Below are 19,562 nucleotides of genomic sequence, written 5' to 3' on the forward strand. Positions count from 1 at the left end.
TTTATCTCAGGTTATAAGAAAATTTCGATAAAATATGTTTAAGCTTTAAAATCCAAATCTATGAGTCAAGAAGAATTGTTAGTTTTAATTTACAAGAAAGACGAAAGAGCTTTTACCCACTTGTACGATATGTACTCTAAAAGTTTGTTTGCAGTCATTAATGTTTTAATCAAAAATCGTGAAGAAGCCGAAGACGTTTTGCAGGAAGTTTTTGTAAAAATCTGGAAAAACATCGATTCTTATAACGAAAGTAAAGGCCGATTTTACACCTGGATCCTTAATATAGCTAGGAATACGTCGATTGACAAGCTGAGATCCAAAAATTTTAATAACAGCCAAAAAAACCTTTCCTCGGATAATTTCGTAAATCTGTTAGATGACAGTAATAAATTAATTAATAGAATTGATACAATTGGAATTCAGGAATTCGTAAAAAAACTGAAACCAAAATGTATAGAAATTATTGATTTATTATTTTTCAAAGGATATACCCAGCAAGAAGCTTCAGAAGAATTGGCACTGCCACTGGGAACTATCAAAACACAAAACAGAAACTGTATTAACGATTTAAGAAATTATTTAAAAATATAATGGAAGCACAAGAATATATTGAATCAGGAACTCTAGAACTTTATGTTTACGGTTTATTAACCGAAAAGGAAAATCTGGAAATCGCCGAACTGGCAAAAAACAACAAGGAAGTAGACGACGAAATAATTGCGATTGAAAGAGCTATTGTGGCGCTGTCATCAAGTTTCGCTCCTTTCCACTCTGTTGAGAATTTCGAAAAAATTAAAGCTCGTTTAGAACTTAAACATGGTAAAGTTGTTGAATTAAAACCTGCATCAAACTGGACTCAGTATGTGGGCTGGGCAGCAGCAGTTTTATTATTGTTAGGTTTTGGATATCAAACTTTAGAATTAACTAAATCTAAAGAAACAATCTCTAAAGTTGGAACTGAGAAAAATAAAATCGAAAGAAATTATGCTTTTTTAGATCAGCAGAATAAACAAACGGAGAAAAACTTAACTATTGTAAGAGATATTAAAAATACTGGTGTAACGCTTGGCGGTCAGGCAGTTTCTCCAACATCTTTTGCAAAAGTGTACTGGAACCAGCAGACAAAAACAACTTATATTGATGCTGCAGGTTTACCAACGCCTCCAAAAGGAATGGTTTATCAGGTTTGGTCTTTAAAATTAAGTCCGGTATTAACACCTACAAGTATTGGTTTACTGGATAATTTTGAAGGAAATTCACAAAAAATCTTTGCTATAAGCCAGACAGATTCGGCAGAAGCTTTTGGAATCACTTTAGAGCCGGCCGGCGGAAGCCTAACGCCTACAATGGAACAACTATATACTTTAGGAAAAGTTTAAAACCTAAAATATTTATAAATTTAAAGCACATATTAATTACTTTTAATATGTGCTTTTTTATTTAACCAAAAACAAAGCTAACCTAAACTATGAACGGAACTTTACTTTTAAGAATTGCTACTGCAATAATTCTGCTGACACATTCGGTTTTCGGAATTTTTAATAACGGAATTAATGATTTTGGAAATTTGTATTTAAACCAGATTGGCTTTGCTCCTTTTGGTGTTTTTCTGGCCTGGTCTATTAAATTATCACATATAATTGCGGCCTTGCTTTTACTGTTTAATAAATATGTAAAACCAGCAGGATTTGTAACGATTTTCATCCTAATTATGGGAATTGTTTTGGTTCATTTTCAGGAAGGTTGGTTTGTTGTAGGCGGCGGAAGAAATGGTGTTGAATATAATTTTTTATTGATTTGCGTTTTATTGGCGATAATGTACCCAAACGGGCTTAAGTTAAATTCTAAATAATGTATCAATATGGAAATAACTTGCAAAAACTGTCATCAGGTTTATACAGGTCATTACTGTAATAATTGCGGACAAAGTGCCGAAACTCATAAAATAAACGCGCATTTTTTGTGGCACGATATTCAACACGGATTATTACATTTTGACAAGGGAATATTATATTCTTTAAAGCAGTTATTTACCAGACCGGGACATTCTATTCGTGAATTTATTGACGGAAAACGTGCCCGACATTTTAAACCGCTTTCACTCGTTGCTGTTTTGGCAACGCTGTATGGTTTTATGTATCATTATTTTCATATCAATCTATATCCTTATACGAGCGATGTTAAAGGAATAGATTATGCGGAGTTTAACGAATGGACGTCAACGCATTTTTCATGGATTACAATAGCTACGATTCCTATTTATACCATTGGAACTTATATTTGTTTTAAAAAGCAAGGGTATAATTTTGTTGAGTTTTTCGTCCTTAATACTTTTAAAGCTTCGCAGCGTTTATTTGCCCATATTATAACATTTCCGCTTTTGTATTATTTCAACGGAACTGCTGAAATTCCTCTGCTTGTCAAAATTTTTTATGTAATTGATGTTCTTTTGATTTTCTGGACTAATATTCAATTTTTCAATAAAATTTCTAAAATGAAAGCATTATTGCTTTCGATTCTAAGCCATCTTATTTTTTTGACTATTTTTTATCTAATTGTCGCGATCGTATTTTTAATTATAACCAAATTTTAAAAAACGAAATATTTATAAATAAAAAAGGTTCAACTTAATTGTTGAACCTTTTCTTTTATATCAAAAAACTACTTTTTTTTGCTTTTATAATATTTTCTATATTTCGGATAAGTTACAGCACCAATTACTGCAATTGTTGCTATTGAATAGTAAACCCAGTTTAAAGAATGCGCTTCTCCGCTCGCATAAGAGTGTAAACCAACTAAATGGAAATTTACTCCGTAATACGTAAATAAAATCGAAATAAAGGCAAACATAGTCATTAAATTAAAGAACCATTTTCCGCGTAAAGCAGGAACAAAACGAGCGTGAATTACAAAAGCATAAATCATAATCGAGATTAAAGCCCAAGTTTCTTTTGGATCCCATCCCCAGTAACGCCCCCAGCTTTCGTTTGCCCATTGACCGCCTAAGAAGTTACCAATAGTCAGCATGATCAAACCAATCGTTACCGCCATTTCGTTGATATAAGTTATCTCTTTAATATTCAACTCCATTTTAGCTTTGTTTTTCTCAGTTGTAAACAAAATCAATAGCAAAGCCACAAAACCTAAAATCATTCCTAATGCAGTTGGGCCATAACTTGCTACAATAACTGCAACGTGAATCATTAGCCAATATGAATTAAGAACTGGCTGTAAGTTTGCAATTTCCGGATCGATCCAGTTCATGTATGCTGCCATTAAAATCATAGCCGTAACGAAAGCAGATGAAGCTACCGTTAATTTTGATTTTCTATCAAAAGCCAATCCAAAGAACATTGTTGACCAAGCCACATATACAATTGCTTCGTACGCATTACTCCATGGAGCGTGACCAGAAATATACCAGCGTGCTATTAATGCTAATGTGTGAAGTGCAAATAACAATCCAACTATAATATGAAAAGCATTTACTGTAATACGAAGCCATTTTTTCTCAAAGAAAATATTGACAATCACAAAAACAAACATAAATAATGCTGCTGTGATATACCAATACGGTAGTTTTTGAAGAACATCATATTTATTATAAGCAATCTCAGCATCAATTTTTTGTTCGCTTGGACGAACTTTTGCGCCAAATTTCTTTTGGAAACCATTAATACTTTCGACCAATTGATCAGCTGTATCCCAGTTTTTAGAAATAGAACCATTATTTAAGGCACTAAAATATAATGGAAGAATTTGATTTACATAAGTAGAATCCATTCCTTTAAAACCATTGTTATTACGTTCTAAATACGAAACCCATTTGTGGTTTGAATCATTTGGAACAGGAAAAATTCTCAAAATACTGCCGCTTAAAGCAGATTCCATCAAGTTTACTTTTTTATCTGTTTCAATATAATCTTTCTCAAATTGATTTGGATTTCCTGCTTTATAAGCAGCATCTAAATAAGGTGACAATTTATAATTTCCGTTTTCATCGAAGAATTTTACAAATGGCGCATATTGATCTTTTGAATCAATTCCGATGATTTTACGAATACTATCATTTCCCATCTTAATATAAATAATCGGAATCTGTATCCAAACCTGAGCGTATTGCGTCATAGACAAAAATACCTGATCAGAATTCATTCCGTTATATTTATCGCTGTGGCTAACTTTTCGAAGTAATTCAGAAGAGAATGTATTAATCGGTTTCATACGTCCTCCTGCATCCTGAATAATCAAACGACCAAATTTTGCCGCATGCGCTTCTGGAGCTTTATAAATTGTCAATAATGAATCTAATTGTTTTTGACTCGGTGGTGCAACTACGTGATTAGCGTGATCGTTTGGATCTGCAGTATGATTGTGGTCATGTTCATGCGAATGTACATGAGGATTTTGCTGTGCGAAGCCGCTCAAACTAATCATTAAAACTAAAATGGTAATTAGTTTTTCTTTTTTCTTTTTCACATTTTCCAGTTTGCGTTTTAAGTCAGCAAAACGAGAATGTTTGGTGAACATGATTGCCATTAAACCAAAGAATAACATAAAATATCCTAAATACGTGATAGAAGTTCCCCAGAAATCGTGGTTTACAGATAAAACTGTTCCTTTTTCGTCTGGATCAAATGAAGATTGAAAGAAACGATATCCTTTATGGTCTAAAACGTGGTTCATATAAATATCGGCATCAAAAGTTTCTGTAGAATCCTGAACGGTAACTTTACTTTCAAAAGCAGAATAACTTTTTTCTGTTCCCGGATATTTTGTTGCAATAAAGTCATTCAATTTCACTCTAAAAGGTAAAACATACGCTTTACTTCCGTAAAATATTGAATATTCGATTTTACCAATTTTTACTGTTTTTGGTTCTCCAACACTTCCTTTAGAACCCATCACCATTACTTCTTTTTCCTGTCCTTCTGCTTTTACTTTTAAAACTAAAGCATCCGTATGAGATTTTGCTTTGAAATCATTATTAGATTCATAATCTACTTTTCCTTTCATTGCAGGATCTGGGAAAACAATTCTAATATCTCCAATACTATATAACGAACGCATCATTAAAGGCTGAACATTATCTTTAGTAACTTTTCCTTTCAACTGATCTGCCATTCGCATAAATTCACCTTCAAAAGGAGTCTGAATCGTGTATTTTTCACCAGTTGTATTAATATTTATAGCACCTTGCGTTGGTTTATTTAAAGCAAATAAAACATTGTGAATGTTTTGAACTTCACCCTCTTTCAGGAAATGTTCTTCACGTCCGCCCGCACCCGCTTCAACTAATTTAAGATATAAAGTTCCTTTAGGATCTGGTTTAACCACTTCCTTCGCTCCCATTATATATTTTGAATACGAAACTTCAAAAGGAGTTTCGTCAAATTTTCCTGAAACAGAGAAATCATTATTGGTAACCGGAGAAAGTAAAAGGCTTTTTTCGAAAACCCTGCGTTTCATTTCTCCTTTATATTCACCATCAACAAAAATGGTAATAAATGTTTTATCTGAATAAATCTGATTTTCTGATGCGCCTTCGCGAATTGGCATCATTCCTTCATAACTGATATAACGTGTAATAAAAGCTCCTAAAATGATAAAAACAAAGGCAATGTGCAGTAAAAAAGTTGCCCATTTTTCTTTTTTCAATAATTGATAACGTTTGATATTTCCGAAGAAATTAATCATGAAAATGAACATTATGGCTTCAAACCACCAGGTATTGTATATTAAAATTCTGGCTGTATCGGTATTGTATTTACTTTCGATAAAAGTTCCAACACCCATTGCAATTGCGAATGTCAAAAAAAGAACGGCCATTAATCGTGTAGAAAACAAAAAAGAGAATATTTTTTTATCCATTTTTAAGGAATTACATTGTATAAAAGTGGCACAAAAATACTTAAAAATGTTGATTTGAGGTAACTGTTATTTGTTAATAAAAACCAAATAATAGGATTGAGTTTTGGGCCACAGATTACACTGATTAAACGGATTATTTTTTTAATCTTTTTTATTTTTCATGATAAATAAAGCATAAATCCGTATAAATCAGTTTAATCAGTGTAATCTGTGGGCAAACTTTCCTCCATCATATTTTCTTTAGAAAAAATAATGTTAATTTTGCGATTATGATTCGAATAACGATTATTGGTTCCGGAAACGTCGCACAGCATTTAATAAAAGCTTTTTCTGCAAGTTCGCTTGTTGAAATTGTGCAGGCTTTTTCGAGAAAAAAAGAAGCTTTGAATCATCTTTTAGATTCAAATAAAATTGTAACAGAATTTTCAGCTTTAAAAGCCGCCGATTTATATATTATTTCGGTTTCTGATAACGCTATTGCTGAAGTTTCAAGCAAATTACCTTTTGAAAACCAATTAGTTGTTCATACTTCTGGAACGACTTCAATTGATGTTTTAGATTCAAAAAACAGAAAAGGCGTTTTCTATCCGTTACAAACATTTTCTAAAACTAAAGATGTTGATTTTTCAGTAATTCCGATTTGTTTAGAAACTGAAAATCAGAATGATTATAAAGTTTTAGAAGATACTGCTAAAAGCATTTCAAATGCAGTTTTCGCCATAAGTTCAGAACAGCGAAAAGCTTTACATGTTGCAGCCGTTTTTGTCAATAATTTCACGAATCATTTATACCAAATTGGGCAGGAAATCTGCGAAGAACATCAAGTTCCTTTTGAAGTTTTAAAACCTTTGATTCAGGAAACTGCCGAAAAAATAAAAACCTTAGATCCAATTGACGCTCAAACTGGTCCGGCAAAACGCCATGATTCTGTCACAACCGATGCGCATTTGAATTTTATCACCAACGAAAATCAAAAAAACATTTATAAAATACTAACACAATCTATACAGCATAATGGCAAAAAGTTATAAAGAAATGATGAACGACATTACAACATTTATTTTTGATGTTGATGGCGTACTTACAGACAGTTCGGTTTTTGTAACCACAGAAGGAGAAATTCTTCGTACGATGAATATTCGTGACGGTTATGCCATGAAAGCGGCTGTAGAAAGCGGTTACCATGTCTGCATTATTTCTGGCGGAAGCAACGAAGGCGTTCGCGTAAGACTTAAAAATTTAGGAATCACCGATATTCATTTAGGAACTCCGGATAAAGTGAAAACATTTAAAGAATACACTGAAACTTATAATATTAAACCAGAACAGGTTTTATATATGGGAGACGATATTCCGGATTATCACGTAATGAAATTAGTAAGTTTACCAACTTGTCCGCAAGACGCAGTTCCTGAAATCAAAAATATCTGCCGTTATATTTCACACGTAAAAGGCGGAAAAGGCGCAGCACGCGACGTTATCGAGCAAGTAATGAAAGTACAGGGAAAATGGATGGAACATTTTAATGGACAGCATGATTAGGTAATTTTAGATTTGTGATTTTAGATTTTAGATTATTTTCTAAGTCTTTAAAATTTCAAAAGAAAAACCTTTGCACCTCTGTCTCTTTGTCCCTTTGAACCTTTTAAAAAAAACTTAGAATCTTAGCATCTCAGCAACTTAGAACCTAAAAAAAATGAAATACCTAAAACTAATTCGATATAAAAATCTACTTATGCTTGCTTTTATGCAGGTTTTATTTCGTTATGCTTTTTTAAAACAGCAGGATATTCCTCTGGCTTTAGCAGACTGGCAATACGGACTTTTAGTTTTAAGCACCGTTTTACTGGCTGCGGCGGGTTATGTCATTAATAATATTTATGATGTTGCAACAGATACAATTAACAAACCTCAGGATGTTGTAATTGGCAAAGGAATTTCTGAAACGGCAGCGTTTAATATTTATATCGGACTAAATGTTACTGGTGTAGCAATTGGCTTTGTTTTAGCCAATATTATTTTAAGACCAACATTTGCTTCGCTTTTTATTCTAATTGCTTCACTGCTTTATTTTTATTCCACAACTTTAAAATCGATTATGATTTTAGGAAATTTTGTAGTGGCCGCTTTACTTGCTATAAGCGTTTTAATCATTGGTGTTTTTGATCTTTTTCCGGCAACAACTTTGGAGAATAAAGCACAAATGGCGAGTTTCTTTTCTATTTTGACAGATTATGCGCTTTTTGCTTTTATGATCAATTTTATACGCGAAATAGTTAAAGATATTGAAGATATGGACGGAGATTATAACCAAGGAATGAATACTTTACCAATTGCCATTGGAAAAAACCGTGCAGCAAAAATTGCATTGGGATTTGCTATAATTCCGTTTATTTTATGTCTGCTTTATATCAATAAATACTTCTTTGAAAATAATCTTTTGATAGTCACGTTTTATACGTTTGTTTTTGTTTTAGCACCTTTATTATATTTTATTGTGAAAATATTCAGTGCCAAAACCCAAAAGGATTTTCACCATTTAAGTACCGTTTTAAAATTGATTTTATTCTTCGGAATTTTATCAATCTTAATCATCAGCTTAAACCATCAATACCTTCAAAACCATGCTTAAAGAAAAACTCAAAAAATATAAAATTATCCTGGCTTCGGGATCGCCGCGCAGACAACAGTTTTTTAAGGATTTAGATCTTGATTTTGAAATTCGCTTAAAAGACGTGGAAGAAATTTATCCGCCAGAATTAAAAGCAGTTGAAATTACTGATTTTCTGGCACAATTAAAAGCGGATGCTTTAAAAAACGAATTAAAAGAAAACGAAATATTAGTAACAAGCGACACGATTGTCTGGCATCAGAATAAAGCTTTAGGGAAACCAAAAAGTGCCGAAGATGCTTTTCAAATGATAAAATCAATGTCGGGTACAACGCACGAAGTTATTACGTCTGTTTGTTTTCAAACCAATACCGCTTCTACTCTTTTGCATGATATTACAAAAGTGACTTTCAAAGATTTATCTGATGAAGCAATTTTGTATTATATCGAAAATTACAAACCTTATGATAAAGCCGGAGCATACGGTATTCAGGAATGGTTTGGTTTTATGGCAGTTACAAAAGTAGAAGGTTCTTATACCAATGTTATGGGACTTCCAACGGCTAAAGTTTACGAATATTTGAGTACTTTAGTGTAAAAATTTATTTATGTTTTCTTTTAAAGAATATACTCAGGAATTATTTGCAACCTTTATTCTTATTATTGCTTTAATCGCTTTAAGAATGATTGTTGCCAAATTAATCCGACGCTTTGCTTCTTCAAGTCAGTTACTAGAACATCGTACTAATTTGGTTATCAAATACATTCATATTTTGATGAATATTTTAGTCGCGATTAGTTTAATTGTGATTTGGGGCGTTAATACCGAAGATATTTTTTTAACTGTTTCCTCTATTGCAACCGTTATTGGTGTTGCGATGTTTGCACAATGGTCTATTTTGAGCAATATTACTTCGGGAATGATTTTGTTTTTTTCATTTCCTTTTAGAATTGGCGATACCATAAAAATTCACGATAAAGATTTCCCAATTGAAGCTGAAATAGAAGATATTAATACCTTTCATATCAGTCTGAGAACAAAAGAAGGCGAAAAGATTATTTTCCCAAATAACCTGCTTTTGCAAAAGGGAATTTCGATTATGCCGGCACACTACGAAGAGAAAGAATTTTTTGATTAATTTTTGAATGGGAATTTTATAACGTATAACTAAAAAGCTAAAACGCTATAATTTGAAGAAATTATAATATTTGCTTAACCAATTATACATTATCTAAAAATTTCACTCAAAATGATTCAACCCATAAAATTGCCGTTTTATGCAAAACTTGCTTGTATCTTAGTAAGCTTAATTTCTTTTGCTTATATTTTTTGCATTACAAAAGATATTCTGACTCCAGTTTTGTTAGCCTTTTTGTTTGCGGTTTTACTATTACCCATTTTCACCTTTTTAAACACAAAATTTAAGTTCCCCAGACATCTTGCGGCGATAATTTGTGTTTTAATTTTTCTGGCATTCATTGGGGGAATTCTTGTTTTTATCTCCTATCAGGTTACTAATATGGCAAGTGATTTTGATACAATTAAAAAAAATGCAAACTCCTTTATAATTGAAATTCATAAGTTTATCAGAGAAAATTTCCAGATAAGTATTGGCGAACAAAAAAAATATCTGGACACCGTTACAAAAGACTCTGTAAAAAATGGAAATGCAACTTTAGGTTCCGCCATAATATCAATCAGCGATCTGCTGTTAGACAGTACTATTATTGTAATTTATACGTTTCTGTTTCTGATATATAAAGAACATTTCAAACTGTTTTTAGCCAAATTAATAAGCAAAGAAAATCATGCTGTTTTAAAAGATATTTTATCACAAATCAAAGTTTCGATCAACAATTATATTGTGAGTTTGATACTGGAAATGATTATAGTTTCGGTATTAACCAGTTTAGGACTTTGGATTATTGGTATTAAATATTTCATTTTATTAGGATTGATAACCGGAATTTTAAATCTGGTTCCTTATATCGGAATTTTAGTTGCAGGTATTATTACCGTTTTGGCTTCGCTGACCGGATCCGGAGAAACATCTGTAATTGTCGGGATTTTAGTTGTCAATGTAATTGTTCAGCTAATTGACAATAATCTTCTTGTGCCTTTAATTATCAATTCAAAAGTAGAAATAAACGCTTTTGTATCCATTATGGGAATTATAGTGGGCGGTGCGGCGGCTGGTATTTCGGGAATGTTTCTCGCAATTCCGCTTTTAGCCATTTTGAAAATTATATTTGACCGAATAGAATCGCTGGAACCCTGGGGCTATTTAATGGGAAATCATATTCCGAGAAAATTTGCGTGGAGAGTTCGCAGAACCAAAGTAGAAGAGTAAAATAATCTGCCGATTTTAAAAATAATCGTGTTATTTATCTTAAATTCATAGAATAATAGCCTTTAAAATAAGTTTAAATCCATCTGAATGTTATCAAGTAAAAAAATAGTTATTTTTATTTTCTTATGCTTTTGTTTTCAAAGCATTTGTGCACAGACAGATAAAACTAAGAAAGAGAATCCTTCAAAAAAGGACAGTACAGAGATTTACACTAAAATAAAAAACTATTCTAAGAAAAATAAATTTACCCAAACCTTACACAAACTTCTATTTAGATCAAAAAAAGCTAAAAAAAGAGAAGTTATCGAACCAAGTGACAATACAAGTTTTGATGGCAAAATCATTCGAAAAATCAATATTGTAACGCTTGATCCTTTTGGACATTCCATTGTAGATTCTACGGTTCAGCCAAAAAACTGGGGTGAACGAACCGGAAACAAACTGCATTTAAAAACAAAAAAAATAGCGATTCATAATCTTCTTTTGTTTAAAAGAAATACTCCTTACGATTCTTATAAAGTACAGGAAACGGAGCGTTTAATTCGTGCTCAGAGATATGTTACGGCAGTTAGGATTTCTAACGAATTAGCCAGTCCGGCATCAGATTCTGTTGATGTTACCATTAGGGTTTTAGATTCCTGGAGTACCATCCCGAGGTTTTCAATTTCGAGCAGCAGAGTTGGCGTAGGATTTAAAGAAAAAGATTTTTTTGGCACCGGACAGCAGCTCGAATATCGTTTTACCAACCGATTTGATGATGGTGCAAATGGTAATGATATTACCTATACGGTTCCAAATATAAAGAACACTTATATAGGAACTACGCTGCATTACAACATGGATTTGGACAATAATTATACTAAAAGTATTGATATAGAAAGAGATTTCTACTCGCCTTTAACCAAATGGGCCGGAGGTGTTTTTGTTGGGCAGAATTTCAGAAAAGATAGTTTGCAGGCTCCAGATATGAGTTATGCATTTCAAACTTTTAAAAATAATTTTCAGGATGTTTGGGCAGGAAAAGCCACGAAAGTTTATGAAGACGATAATGAAGCGATTACGAATTTAATTACTTCTGCCCGCTTTTTAAACGTGAATTACAGCGAATCTCCTGATTCCTTATATGATCCAACAAATTTTTATTCGGATGAAAAACTGCTTTTAATGGGCGTTGGATTAAACAGACGAAAATTTATAAAAGACAATTATATTTTTAGAAATGGTCAGACAGAAGACGTTCCAATTGGGCGTATTTACGGAATCACTTTTGGATATCAATATAAAAATCAAATTTGGAGACCTTATGCCGGTGCGCAGTTTTCATTTGGAAATTATTACCGATTAGGTTTTTTGAGTATGAATTTTGAAGCCGGAACTTATTTTCATCAATCTAAAACCTATCAAACCGCTTATTTATTTGAATCGAATTATTTCACCAAACTCTTTAATCTCGGAACCTGGAAATTACGACAATTCGTAAACCCAAGAGTTGTTATTGGTGCAAATCGGGAGGAAATAATTGGAGATGAGCTGAATATAAACGAACGAAATGGTCTTGCAGGGTTTAACAGCGCTTTGTATGGAACTAGTAAAACGGTTTTATCCTTGCAAACGCAAACGTATTCTCCTTATGCACTTTGGGGATTTCGTTTAAATCCATTTTTTAATTATACGATTGCATTTTTAGGAAGTCCAAAAAATGCGATGTTCGACAGCAAACCGTATTCAAAAATTACTTTGGGATTATTAATCAGCAATGACTATTTGGTTTTTAGTAATTTCCAACTGTCACTGTCATATTACCCAAGCATTCCTTTTCAGGGTGATAATGTTTTCAAAACCAATACTTTTGAAACAACCGATTATGGTTTGCAGAGTTTTGAGCTTGCAAAACCAAGAGTTGTTGATTATCGATAATCTGAAAAAATTTAGAAAATTTTTAGAAATTTTATATTCTTCAAAACACTTTAGAAATCAATATTTTACACAATATTTAACTTCTCTTCAATCGTTAAAAAGTATATTTTATCCGATGAAATACAATTGCATTTTATTTTTGGCACGGTATATGAAAATCCTTAAACAAAGATTAACATTAAACTTTAGAAAAGATGAAAACAATTAAAATAGCAATCGCCGGATTATTTCTTTTGGTTGCAAATGCCACACAAGCTCAGGTATCAATTAACGTTAACATAGGAACACCTCCAGCTTGGGGACCTGCAGGATATGCTGAAATGGAATATTACTATCTTCCAGACATTGAAGCTTATTATGATGTTCGTGCATCACAGTTCATCTATTTTGGAGGAGGAAGATGGGTTAGAACAACTTACTTACCAAGACAATACAGAAATTATGATTTATACGGAGGTTACAAAGTAGTTTTAAATGATTACCACGGAAGAACTCCTTACACTTACTTCGATCGTCACAGAGTAAAATATTATAAAGGATATCACGGTGCACCGCAAACATGCTACAGACCGAGACCAGTTTCAAGACCTGTTTATGGTTACAATGAGCGTCGTTATGAGCACAGAGATCACAGACATTATGATAAACACGATAAGCATGACAAACACCACGGGCATGATAGACATGATGATGATGATCGCGGGCATGGTCACGGAAGAAGATAATATCTAAATATTTAAGAGCGTATTAATTATAATACGCTCTTTTTCTATTTTATAAATCAGGTAAATAGCCCTTAAAAATCAGCATTAACATTTCATTTAAATATTGTTCCAAGATTTAATTAGTATTTTTGGGACACATTTCAAAACCATTTAACTACGCCATGCGAAAAATACAAGTTCAAATACTTCTTTTATTTTTTATAAGTTTTCAAACCTTATTTGCACAACAGCCGCAAAAACCTAACGCAGTCGAAATTTACAATCAAATTAAAAAGCTAAACTTTTTAGGATCTGTATTGTACGTAGCCGCACATCCTGATGATGAAAATACCCGAATGATTTCGTATCTGGCAAATGAAGTAAATGCGAGAACCGGTTATTTATCATTAACCCGCGGTGATGGCGGTCAAAATTTAATAGGCCCGCAATTGCGTGAATTACTTGGTGTAATTAGAACTCAGGAATTAATTGAAGCCCGAAAAATTGACGGTGGAGAACAATTTTTTTCGAGAGCAAATGATTTTGGTTTCTCAAAAAATCCAAACGAAACTTTAGAAATTTGGGATAAAGATAAAGTCCTTGCTGATGTGGTGTGGACGATTAGAAATTTTCAACCGGATATTATCATTAACCGTTTTGATCACCGTTCGCCGGGAACTACACACGGGCATCATACATCGTCTGCTATGTTGAGTGTGGAGAGTTTTAAGCTGACAAACGATCCGAAAATTTATCCGGAGCAATTGAAATTTGTTTCGCCTTGGCAGGTAAAACGCCAGTTTTTTAATCCGTCTTGGTGGTTTTACGGAAGTCAGGAAAAATTTGATGCCGCAAATAAATCAAAATTCACCAAGTTAGAAACAGGTGTATATTATACCGGAATTGGAAAATCGAATCAGGAAATTGCAGCTTTAAGCCGAAGCCGTCACCAGTCACAAGGTTTTGGAAGTACTGGAGTTCGTGGTTTAGAAACTGAATATCTTGAACTTATTAATGGAGAAACTCCAAAAGACCGCGACAATTTATTTGACGGAATTGATACAAGCTGGAACCGCGTTAAAAACGGAAAACCAGTTGGAGATTTAGTTGCTTCAATTATTGAGAAATACAATTTCAGCAATCCATCCGCAAGTATTCCAGATTTAGTAAAAGCCTACACTATGATTCAGGCTTTAGACGATACACATTGGAAAAATCTAAAATCGACAGCGATAAAAAACATTATTGCTTCATGTTCCGGTTTATATCTTGAAGCCGTTTCAAATGAGCAGGAAGCAACTCCGGGAAGCAGCATTCGTTTGAGCTTAGAAGCCATTAACAGATGTTCTGTTGAAATGCAATTGACAAGCGTTACAACATTGCCAGATAATAAATCAACGGCTCAAAACAGCATTTTAAAAGATAATAACGATCAAAAAATCAGTCTGCAATTACAGCTTCCAAATAATATCGAATACACACAGCCGTATTGGTTAAAAGAAAAAGCAACGGTTGGAATGTATACCGTTTCTAATCAGGAAAATATTGGTATTCCGGATATTATTAGAGAAGTAAAAGTAATTTTCAATATAAAAATCAACAATGTAGAAATTCCGTTTGAACGCACCGTTGTTTACAAATACAATGACGGAGTAAAAGGCGAAATGTATAATTTCCTGGATATAGTTCCAGAAGTTACGACTTCTATTTTAGAAAAAGTTTTGATTTTTAGAGATACAAAAAGCAAAATGGTTCCGGTAAAAGTTCGCGCCGGAAAAGATGATGTAAAAGGAAACCTGCAGCTGGATTTACCAAAAAGCTGGAATGTTTCTCCAAAACAAATCGCCTTTACTTTAGATAAAAAAGGGACAGAACAAATCTTCTATTTTGAAGTTACTCCACCCGTAAATCCTGAAGAAGTTGTAGCAAAAAGTATTGCAATTGTTGACAATAAACGTTTTGACAGAGACGAAACTATTATCGATTTCAACCATATTACCAAACAAATGGTTTTAAAACCGGCTGAATCAAAATGTATTAGAATTGATTTGAAAACTTCTGGCGATGCTATCGCTTACATTATGGGTGCCGGCGACGAAGTTCCGGAAAGTTTAACTCAAATGGGATACAAAGTTTCTATTTTAAAACCCGAAGAAATTACTCCTGAGAAACTGGATTCTTTTAGTACCGTTATTACAGGAATTCGTGCTTATAATACCGTAAACGCTTTGGCAAACAAACAAAATATCTTATTTAATTTTGTAAAAAGCGGTAAAAATATGATTGTGCAGTACAATACATACGGCAGCAGATTAGTAACCGATAAAATTGCACCTTATCCATTAAAATTATCAAACGACCGTGTGACCGAGGAAAACGCAAAAGTGACTTTTCTTGCGCCAAATCACCCGGTTTTAAATACGCCAAATAAAATCACTTCAAAAGATTTTGAAGGCTGGACACAAGAACAAGGTTTATATTATCCAGATGAATATGATCCTGCCTTCACTCCTATTATTTCTTCACACGACAAAGGAGAATCTGCTAAAAATGGCGCTTTATTAGTCGCTCCGTATGGAAAAGGATATTACATTTACACTGGTCTAAGCTTTTTTAGAGAACTGCCGGAAGGCGTTGCGGGAGCTTACAGATTATTATCAAATATAATTTCGCTAAAACAGCCTCTTGAAGCTCCTAAACAGGATTTAAAGCAATAATTTCAAAAATATGGAAGCAAAAAAAACAAAAAAATGGAAAAAAAGTTACACCTATGTTTTAGTTGCTAACCTCATTTACATTGTGATTTTTTTCTTAATCATGCAATTTTATTCATAACCTATGCAGCTATTTGACTGGATCGTACTTATTGTAACTCTTTTATTCATTGTTGGTTACGGTTCCTGGAAAACCAAAGGAAGTAAAAACGTTGAAGATTTTATTTTAGGAAACAACGAAACGCCTTGGTATACCGTTGGACTTTCAGTAATGGCAACTCAGGCCAGCGCAATTACATTTTTATCTACTCCCGGACAGGCTTATCATGACGGAATGGGTTTTGTGCAGTTCTATTTTGGACTGCCAATCGCAATGGTTGTTATTTGTTTGACCTTTATTCCGCTTTATCATAAAAATAAGGTTTTTACCGCTTACGAATTTCTTGAAAAACGATTTGATGTACAAACCCGTTCTCTTGCCGCTATTTTATTTTTAATTCAAAGAGGTTTAGGAACAGGATTAACGATTTATGCTCCTGCGATTATTTTATCGGCACTTTTAGGCTGGAACTTAACGGGTATGAATATTATAATTGGAGTTCTGGTTATTATTTATACTTTTTCTGGAGGAACTAAGGCCGTAAACGTTACGCAGAAGCAGCAAATGTTTGTAATTATGTCGGGAATGTTTATCACGTTTTTCCTGATTTTACATTACCTTCCAAATGATATGACTTTTACAAGCGCACTGCATATTGCCGGAGCAAATGATAAAATGAATATTGTAGATTTTTCTTTTGATCCCGAAGAAAAATATACTTTTTGGAGCGGAATTACGGGCGGATTCTTTTTAGCACTCGCCTATTTTGGTACAGATCAATCTCAGGTTGGAAGATATTTATCCGGAAAATCGGTAAAGGAAAGCCAAATGGGATTAATCATGAACGGACTTTTAAAAGTACCGATGCAGTTTTTTATTCTGTTAACCGGAGTTATGGTTTTTGTGTTTTTTCAATTCAATCCCGTTCCTTTAAATTTTAATCCGAATAATAAAATTGTAATTGAAAAATCGGCTTATAAAGAAGAATATCATGTTCTTGAAAAAAAGCTGGACAAATTATCTGAAGATAAAAAAGTAATTAACTTATTATATATCGATCAGTTGAATCAGGATTACGATAATCCGATTCTTCGTAAAGAATTAGTCAATTTATCGAATAAGGAAAAAGATTTGCGTGATCGCGCCAAAGAAATAATTTCAAGAGCCGACAGCAACAGCGAAACCAACGATAAAGATTATGTCTTTTTCCACTTTATTCTTCATTATTTACCAAAAGGTTTAATTGGTTTATTGCTTGCAGTTATTCTTTCGGCAGCAATGTCATCAACGGCTTCAGGGTTGAATGCTTTAGCTTCAACAACAGCAATTGATATTTATAAAAGAAATATCAAAACCGAAAAATCAGAGAAACATTATCTTAATGCCACTAAATTTTTTACACTGTTTTGGGGAATTATAGCAATCCTTTTTGCCTGCGTAGGAACTTTGTTTGAAAACTTAATTCAGCTTGTAAATATTATTGGTTCGATTTTTTACGGAACTGTCTTGGGAATTTTCCTTGTTGGTTTTTACATAAAACGTGTTCAGGCAAAATCGATGTTTATTAGTGCCTGTATAAGCCAGTTTGTAATTATAATCATTTATTACTTTATGGTTTACAAACAAGAAAAACTGGGTTATTTATGGCTGAATTTTATTGGAGCAATTTTGACTATCGGTTTGGCTTTGATTTTGCAGTTTTTGTTCTTTAAAGGAGATAAAAAGGATAATAGTGATCTAATCTTAGAAGAATAATTAATGAGATATTTAAAAAATATCTTCTTCTTCTCTGCTTCTTTTTCAGGAAAAGCTGGAAGAATTGAATATGGATTCTATTTATTATTTAGCATTTTATGCGGATGGTTTGCACTTTATTTAAATAGTAAAGTTGATTTAGATAATGAGAAAATACTTTACCTGTTTTATGATTGCTTAATTATTTTACTGGTTTTAGTTCCTATGCAAGCTGCTGCAACAAGAAGATTACGAGATTTAAATGCAAATCCCACTTTTATTATTTTTAATTTTATTCCTGTTTTGAATATTGCATTTGCAATGTTTTTATTGTTTGTAAAATCAAAAACAAAGAAAATAAATGAATAAACTCTTATACTTTTTTTTGCTTTTAAACTTCAATTTTTGCTTTTCTCAATTTGCAATTATTAAGGATACTGATGGATTTGTGAATGTTCGCAACACTCCAAAGAAGGCAAATAACATTTCTGACAAACTAAATAATGGTTTTATAATCTATTATTTTAAGCAAAAAAACAATTGGTTAAGTATTTATTACAAAAAAAATGGTAAAGAATTAAACGGTTTTATTTATAAAGATAAAGTCAAATACATATATGATTATAAAAGTATTCCTTTAAAATCTAACACAAATGGGCAGGTAATTCTAGAAAATAACACCCTAAAAATTGAAGTAAAAGAAACTAATTTTGTGAAAGAAAAACACAAATTAAATTATCTCAAAAATTCAAGTGTATTAAATAAAATTGATGGTTCGGCTTTTTTAGGAACTGACGGAGGAATTCCTAAAAGAGAATATAAATCTATTGAAATAAAAATAAATAATATCAAAGTTGAAATACCAAAAACTGCACTGCAAAATTTATATGAACCAAATTTGCAAAATACAAAAGCAAATTATGACGAATTAAATGATATTTTATATATTCAATCTTCAAATAGTGATGGTGCTGGCGGTTATGACATAATGTGGATTATTGATAAAAAGAAATTTAAAAATCGAGTTGAATTCTATGGATTCTAGATAATAAAACCTAAGAATTAAAAAATAATAGGGTATTAAAATGACAAAAGAGGAGTTTTTATTTCATCTAAACGGTGCAAGTTTTGTGGCTCTGAAATTTGCCGAAAATTATGTCAAGGATAAATTGACTACTGATTTCAAGTATAATATAATTTTTACCCCGCCAAATGTCATCGGAAATATGGATCAATTTGATATTTATCCAGAAGATGAAGGAATTATAAGACTGAATTTGACAGATAATGAAGTGGTAGAACTCCTTTATCGAAAAAACAAAATACCTGTTTGGATTGATATAAATGTTCTTAAATCAAGCAGAAAAAGCACTACTTTCAATCTTTTATGTGCCGGAAGATATACTGATAATAAAGAAGAATATTATTATAATGACAATGGTTCAGGACCATTTGGAGTAAAAAGTCCAACGTTTCCTATTGGTTATAAAGAAGGCGAAAAATTTAGATTGAAATAAATTTATAATCTTTATAAAAGATAATTATGCTTCAAAAAATTGT

Annotated in this window: 18 protein-coding genes; 17 read left to right on the forward strand and 1 reads right to left on the reverse strand. The window is 32.4% G+C overall.

Annotated elements, in window-relative coordinates; translation table 11 throughout:
• Nucleotides 1-60: 60 nt before the first annotated feature.
• From B3C18_RS08960 to B3C18_RS08975, 4 genes are all read left to right on the forward strand, one after another.
• A complete protein-coding gene (locus B3C18_RS08960; RefSeq protein WP_291145622.1) occupies nt 61-591 on the forward strand; it encodes an RNA polymerase sigma factor in 531 nt (176 codons plus the stop codon).
• Nucleotides 591-1,379 (forward strand): anti-sigma factor, encoded by a 789-nt coding sequence (locus B3C18_RS08965; RefSeq protein WP_291145629.1) that lies wholly within the window; start codon nt 591-593, stop codon nt 1,377-1,379. The genes B3C18_RS08960 and B3C18_RS08965 overlap by 1 nt, the downstream gene beginning before the upstream one ends.
• Before the next feature lie 89 nt (nt 1,380-1,468).
• The gene (locus B3C18_RS08970) at nt 1,469-1,852 is read left to right on the forward strand and encodes a DoxX family protein (protein ID WP_291145632.1); all 384 of its coding nucleotides are present in this window, start codon (nt 1,469-1,471) and stop codon (nt 1,850-1,852) included.
• Between the two features lie 9 nt (nt 1,853-1,861).
• Nucleotides 1,862-2,593 (forward strand): DUF3667 domain-containing protein, encoded by a 732-nt coding sequence (locus B3C18_RS08975; protein ID WP_291145635.1) that lies wholly within the window; start codon nt 1,862-1,864, stop codon nt 2,591-2,593.
• A gap of 68 nt (nt 2,594-2,661) precedes the next feature.
• Here B3C18_RS08975 and ccsA read toward each other — a convergent pair whose 3' ends face one another.
• Nucleotides 2,662-5,871, reverse strand: a complete 3,210-nt coding sequence (ccsA, locus tag B3C18_RS08980; RefSeq protein WP_291145638.1) for a cytochrome c biogenesis protein CcsA — start codon at nt 5,869-5,871, stop codon at nt 2,662-2,664.
• Between the two features lie 269 nt (nt 5,872-6,140).
• On the opposite strand from ccsA, the gene B3C18_RS08985 reads away from it, so the two are divergent.
• From B3C18_RS08985 to B3C18_RS09045, 13 genes are all read left to right on the forward strand, one after another.
• On the forward strand, nt 6,141-6,902 hold the full coding sequence (locus tag B3C18_RS08985) for a Rossmann-like and DUF2520 domain-containing protein (RefSeq protein ID WP_291145642.1): 762 nt from the start codon (nt 6,141-6,143) through the stop codon (nt 6,900-6,902).
• Complete coding sequence (locus tag B3C18_RS08990; RefSeq protein WP_291145645.1) at nt 6,886-7,413, forward strand: KdsC family phosphatase; 528 nt, start codon at nt 6,886-6,888, stop codon at nt 7,411-7,413. The genes B3C18_RS08985 and B3C18_RS08990 overlap by 17 nt, the downstream gene beginning before the upstream one ends.
• Nucleotides 7,414-7,567: 154 nt before the next feature.
• A complete protein-coding gene (locus tag B3C18_RS08995; RefSeq protein ID WP_291145648.1) occupies nt 7,568-8,503 on the forward strand; it encodes a geranylgeranylglycerol-phosphate geranylgeranyltransferase in 936 nt (311 codons plus the stop codon).
• Nucleotides 8,496-9,080 carry a Maf-like protein gene (locus B3C18_RS09000; RefSeq protein ID WP_291145651.1) on the forward strand — a complete coding sequence of 195 codons (585 nt, stop codon included), beginning with the start codon at nt 8,496-8,498 and terminating at the stop codon, nt 9,078-9,080. Before B3C18_RS08995 ends, B3C18_RS09000 begins: the two co-directional genes overlap by 8 nt.
• 10 nt (nt 9,081-9,090) lie before the next feature.
• A complete protein-coding gene (locus tag B3C18_RS09005) occupies nt 9,091-9,621 on the forward strand; it encodes a mechanosensitive ion channel domain-containing protein (protein WP_291145655.1) in 531 nt (176 codons plus the stop codon).
• A 111-nt stretch (nt 9,622-9,732) separates the two neighbouring features.
• Nucleotides 9,733-10,833 (forward strand): AI-2E family transporter, encoded by a 1,101-nt coding sequence (locus tag B3C18_RS09010; RefSeq protein ID WP_291145657.1) that lies wholly within the window; start codon nt 9,733-9,735, stop codon nt 10,831-10,833.
• Between the two features lie 87 nt (nt 10,834-10,920).
• Entirely contained in the window at nt 10,921-12,750 is a 1,830-nt protein-coding gene (locus tag B3C18_RS09015) for a hypothetical protein (RefSeq protein ID WP_291145660.1), read from the forward strand.
• A 194-nt stretch (nt 12,751-12,944) separates the two neighbouring features.
• Nucleotides 12,945-13,475, forward strand: coding sequence for a hypothetical protein (locus B3C18_RS09020; RefSeq protein WP_291145663.1), 531 nt, complete (start codon nt 12,945-12,947; stop codon nt 13,473-13,475).
• 161 nt (nt 13,476-13,636) lie between these two features.
• Nucleotides 13,637-16,171, forward strand: a complete 2,535-nt coding sequence (locus B3C18_RS09025; protein WP_291145666.1) for a PIG-L family deacetylase — start codon at nt 13,637-13,639, stop codon at nt 16,169-16,171.
• A gap of 121 nt (nt 16,172-16,292) precedes the next feature.
• Nucleotides 16,293-18,023 carry a sodium:solute symporter gene (locus tag B3C18_RS09030; protein ID WP_291145669.1) on the forward strand — a complete coding sequence of 577 codons (1,731 nt, stop codon included), beginning with the start codon at nt 16,293-16,295 and terminating at the stop codon, nt 18,021-18,023.
• A gap of 3 nt (nt 18,024-18,026) precedes the next feature.
• On the forward strand, nt 18,027-18,371 hold the full coding sequence (locus B3C18_RS09035; protein ID WP_291145672.1) for a DUF805 domain-containing protein: 345 nt from the start codon (nt 18,027-18,029) through the stop codon (nt 18,369-18,371).
• On the forward strand, nt 18,364-19,047 hold the full coding sequence (locus B3C18_RS09040) for a hypothetical protein (RefSeq protein WP_291145675.1): 684 nt from the start codon (nt 18,364-18,366) through the stop codon (nt 19,045-19,047). Before B3C18_RS09035 ends, B3C18_RS09040 begins: the two co-directional genes overlap by 8 nt.
• A gap of 40 nt (nt 19,048-19,087) precedes the next feature.
• Nucleotides 19,088-19,519 (forward strand): hypothetical protein, encoded by a 432-nt coding sequence (locus B3C18_RS09045; protein ID WP_291145678.1) that lies wholly within the window; start codon nt 19,088-19,090, stop codon nt 19,517-19,519.
• Nucleotides 19,520-19,562: the final 43 nt, after the last annotated feature.

Origin of the sequence: Flavobacterium sp. UBA7680 (assembly GCF_002482975.1) — a bacterium.
Lineage (GTDB): Bacteria > Bacteroidota > Bacteroidia > Flavobacteriales > Flavobacteriaceae > Flavobacterium.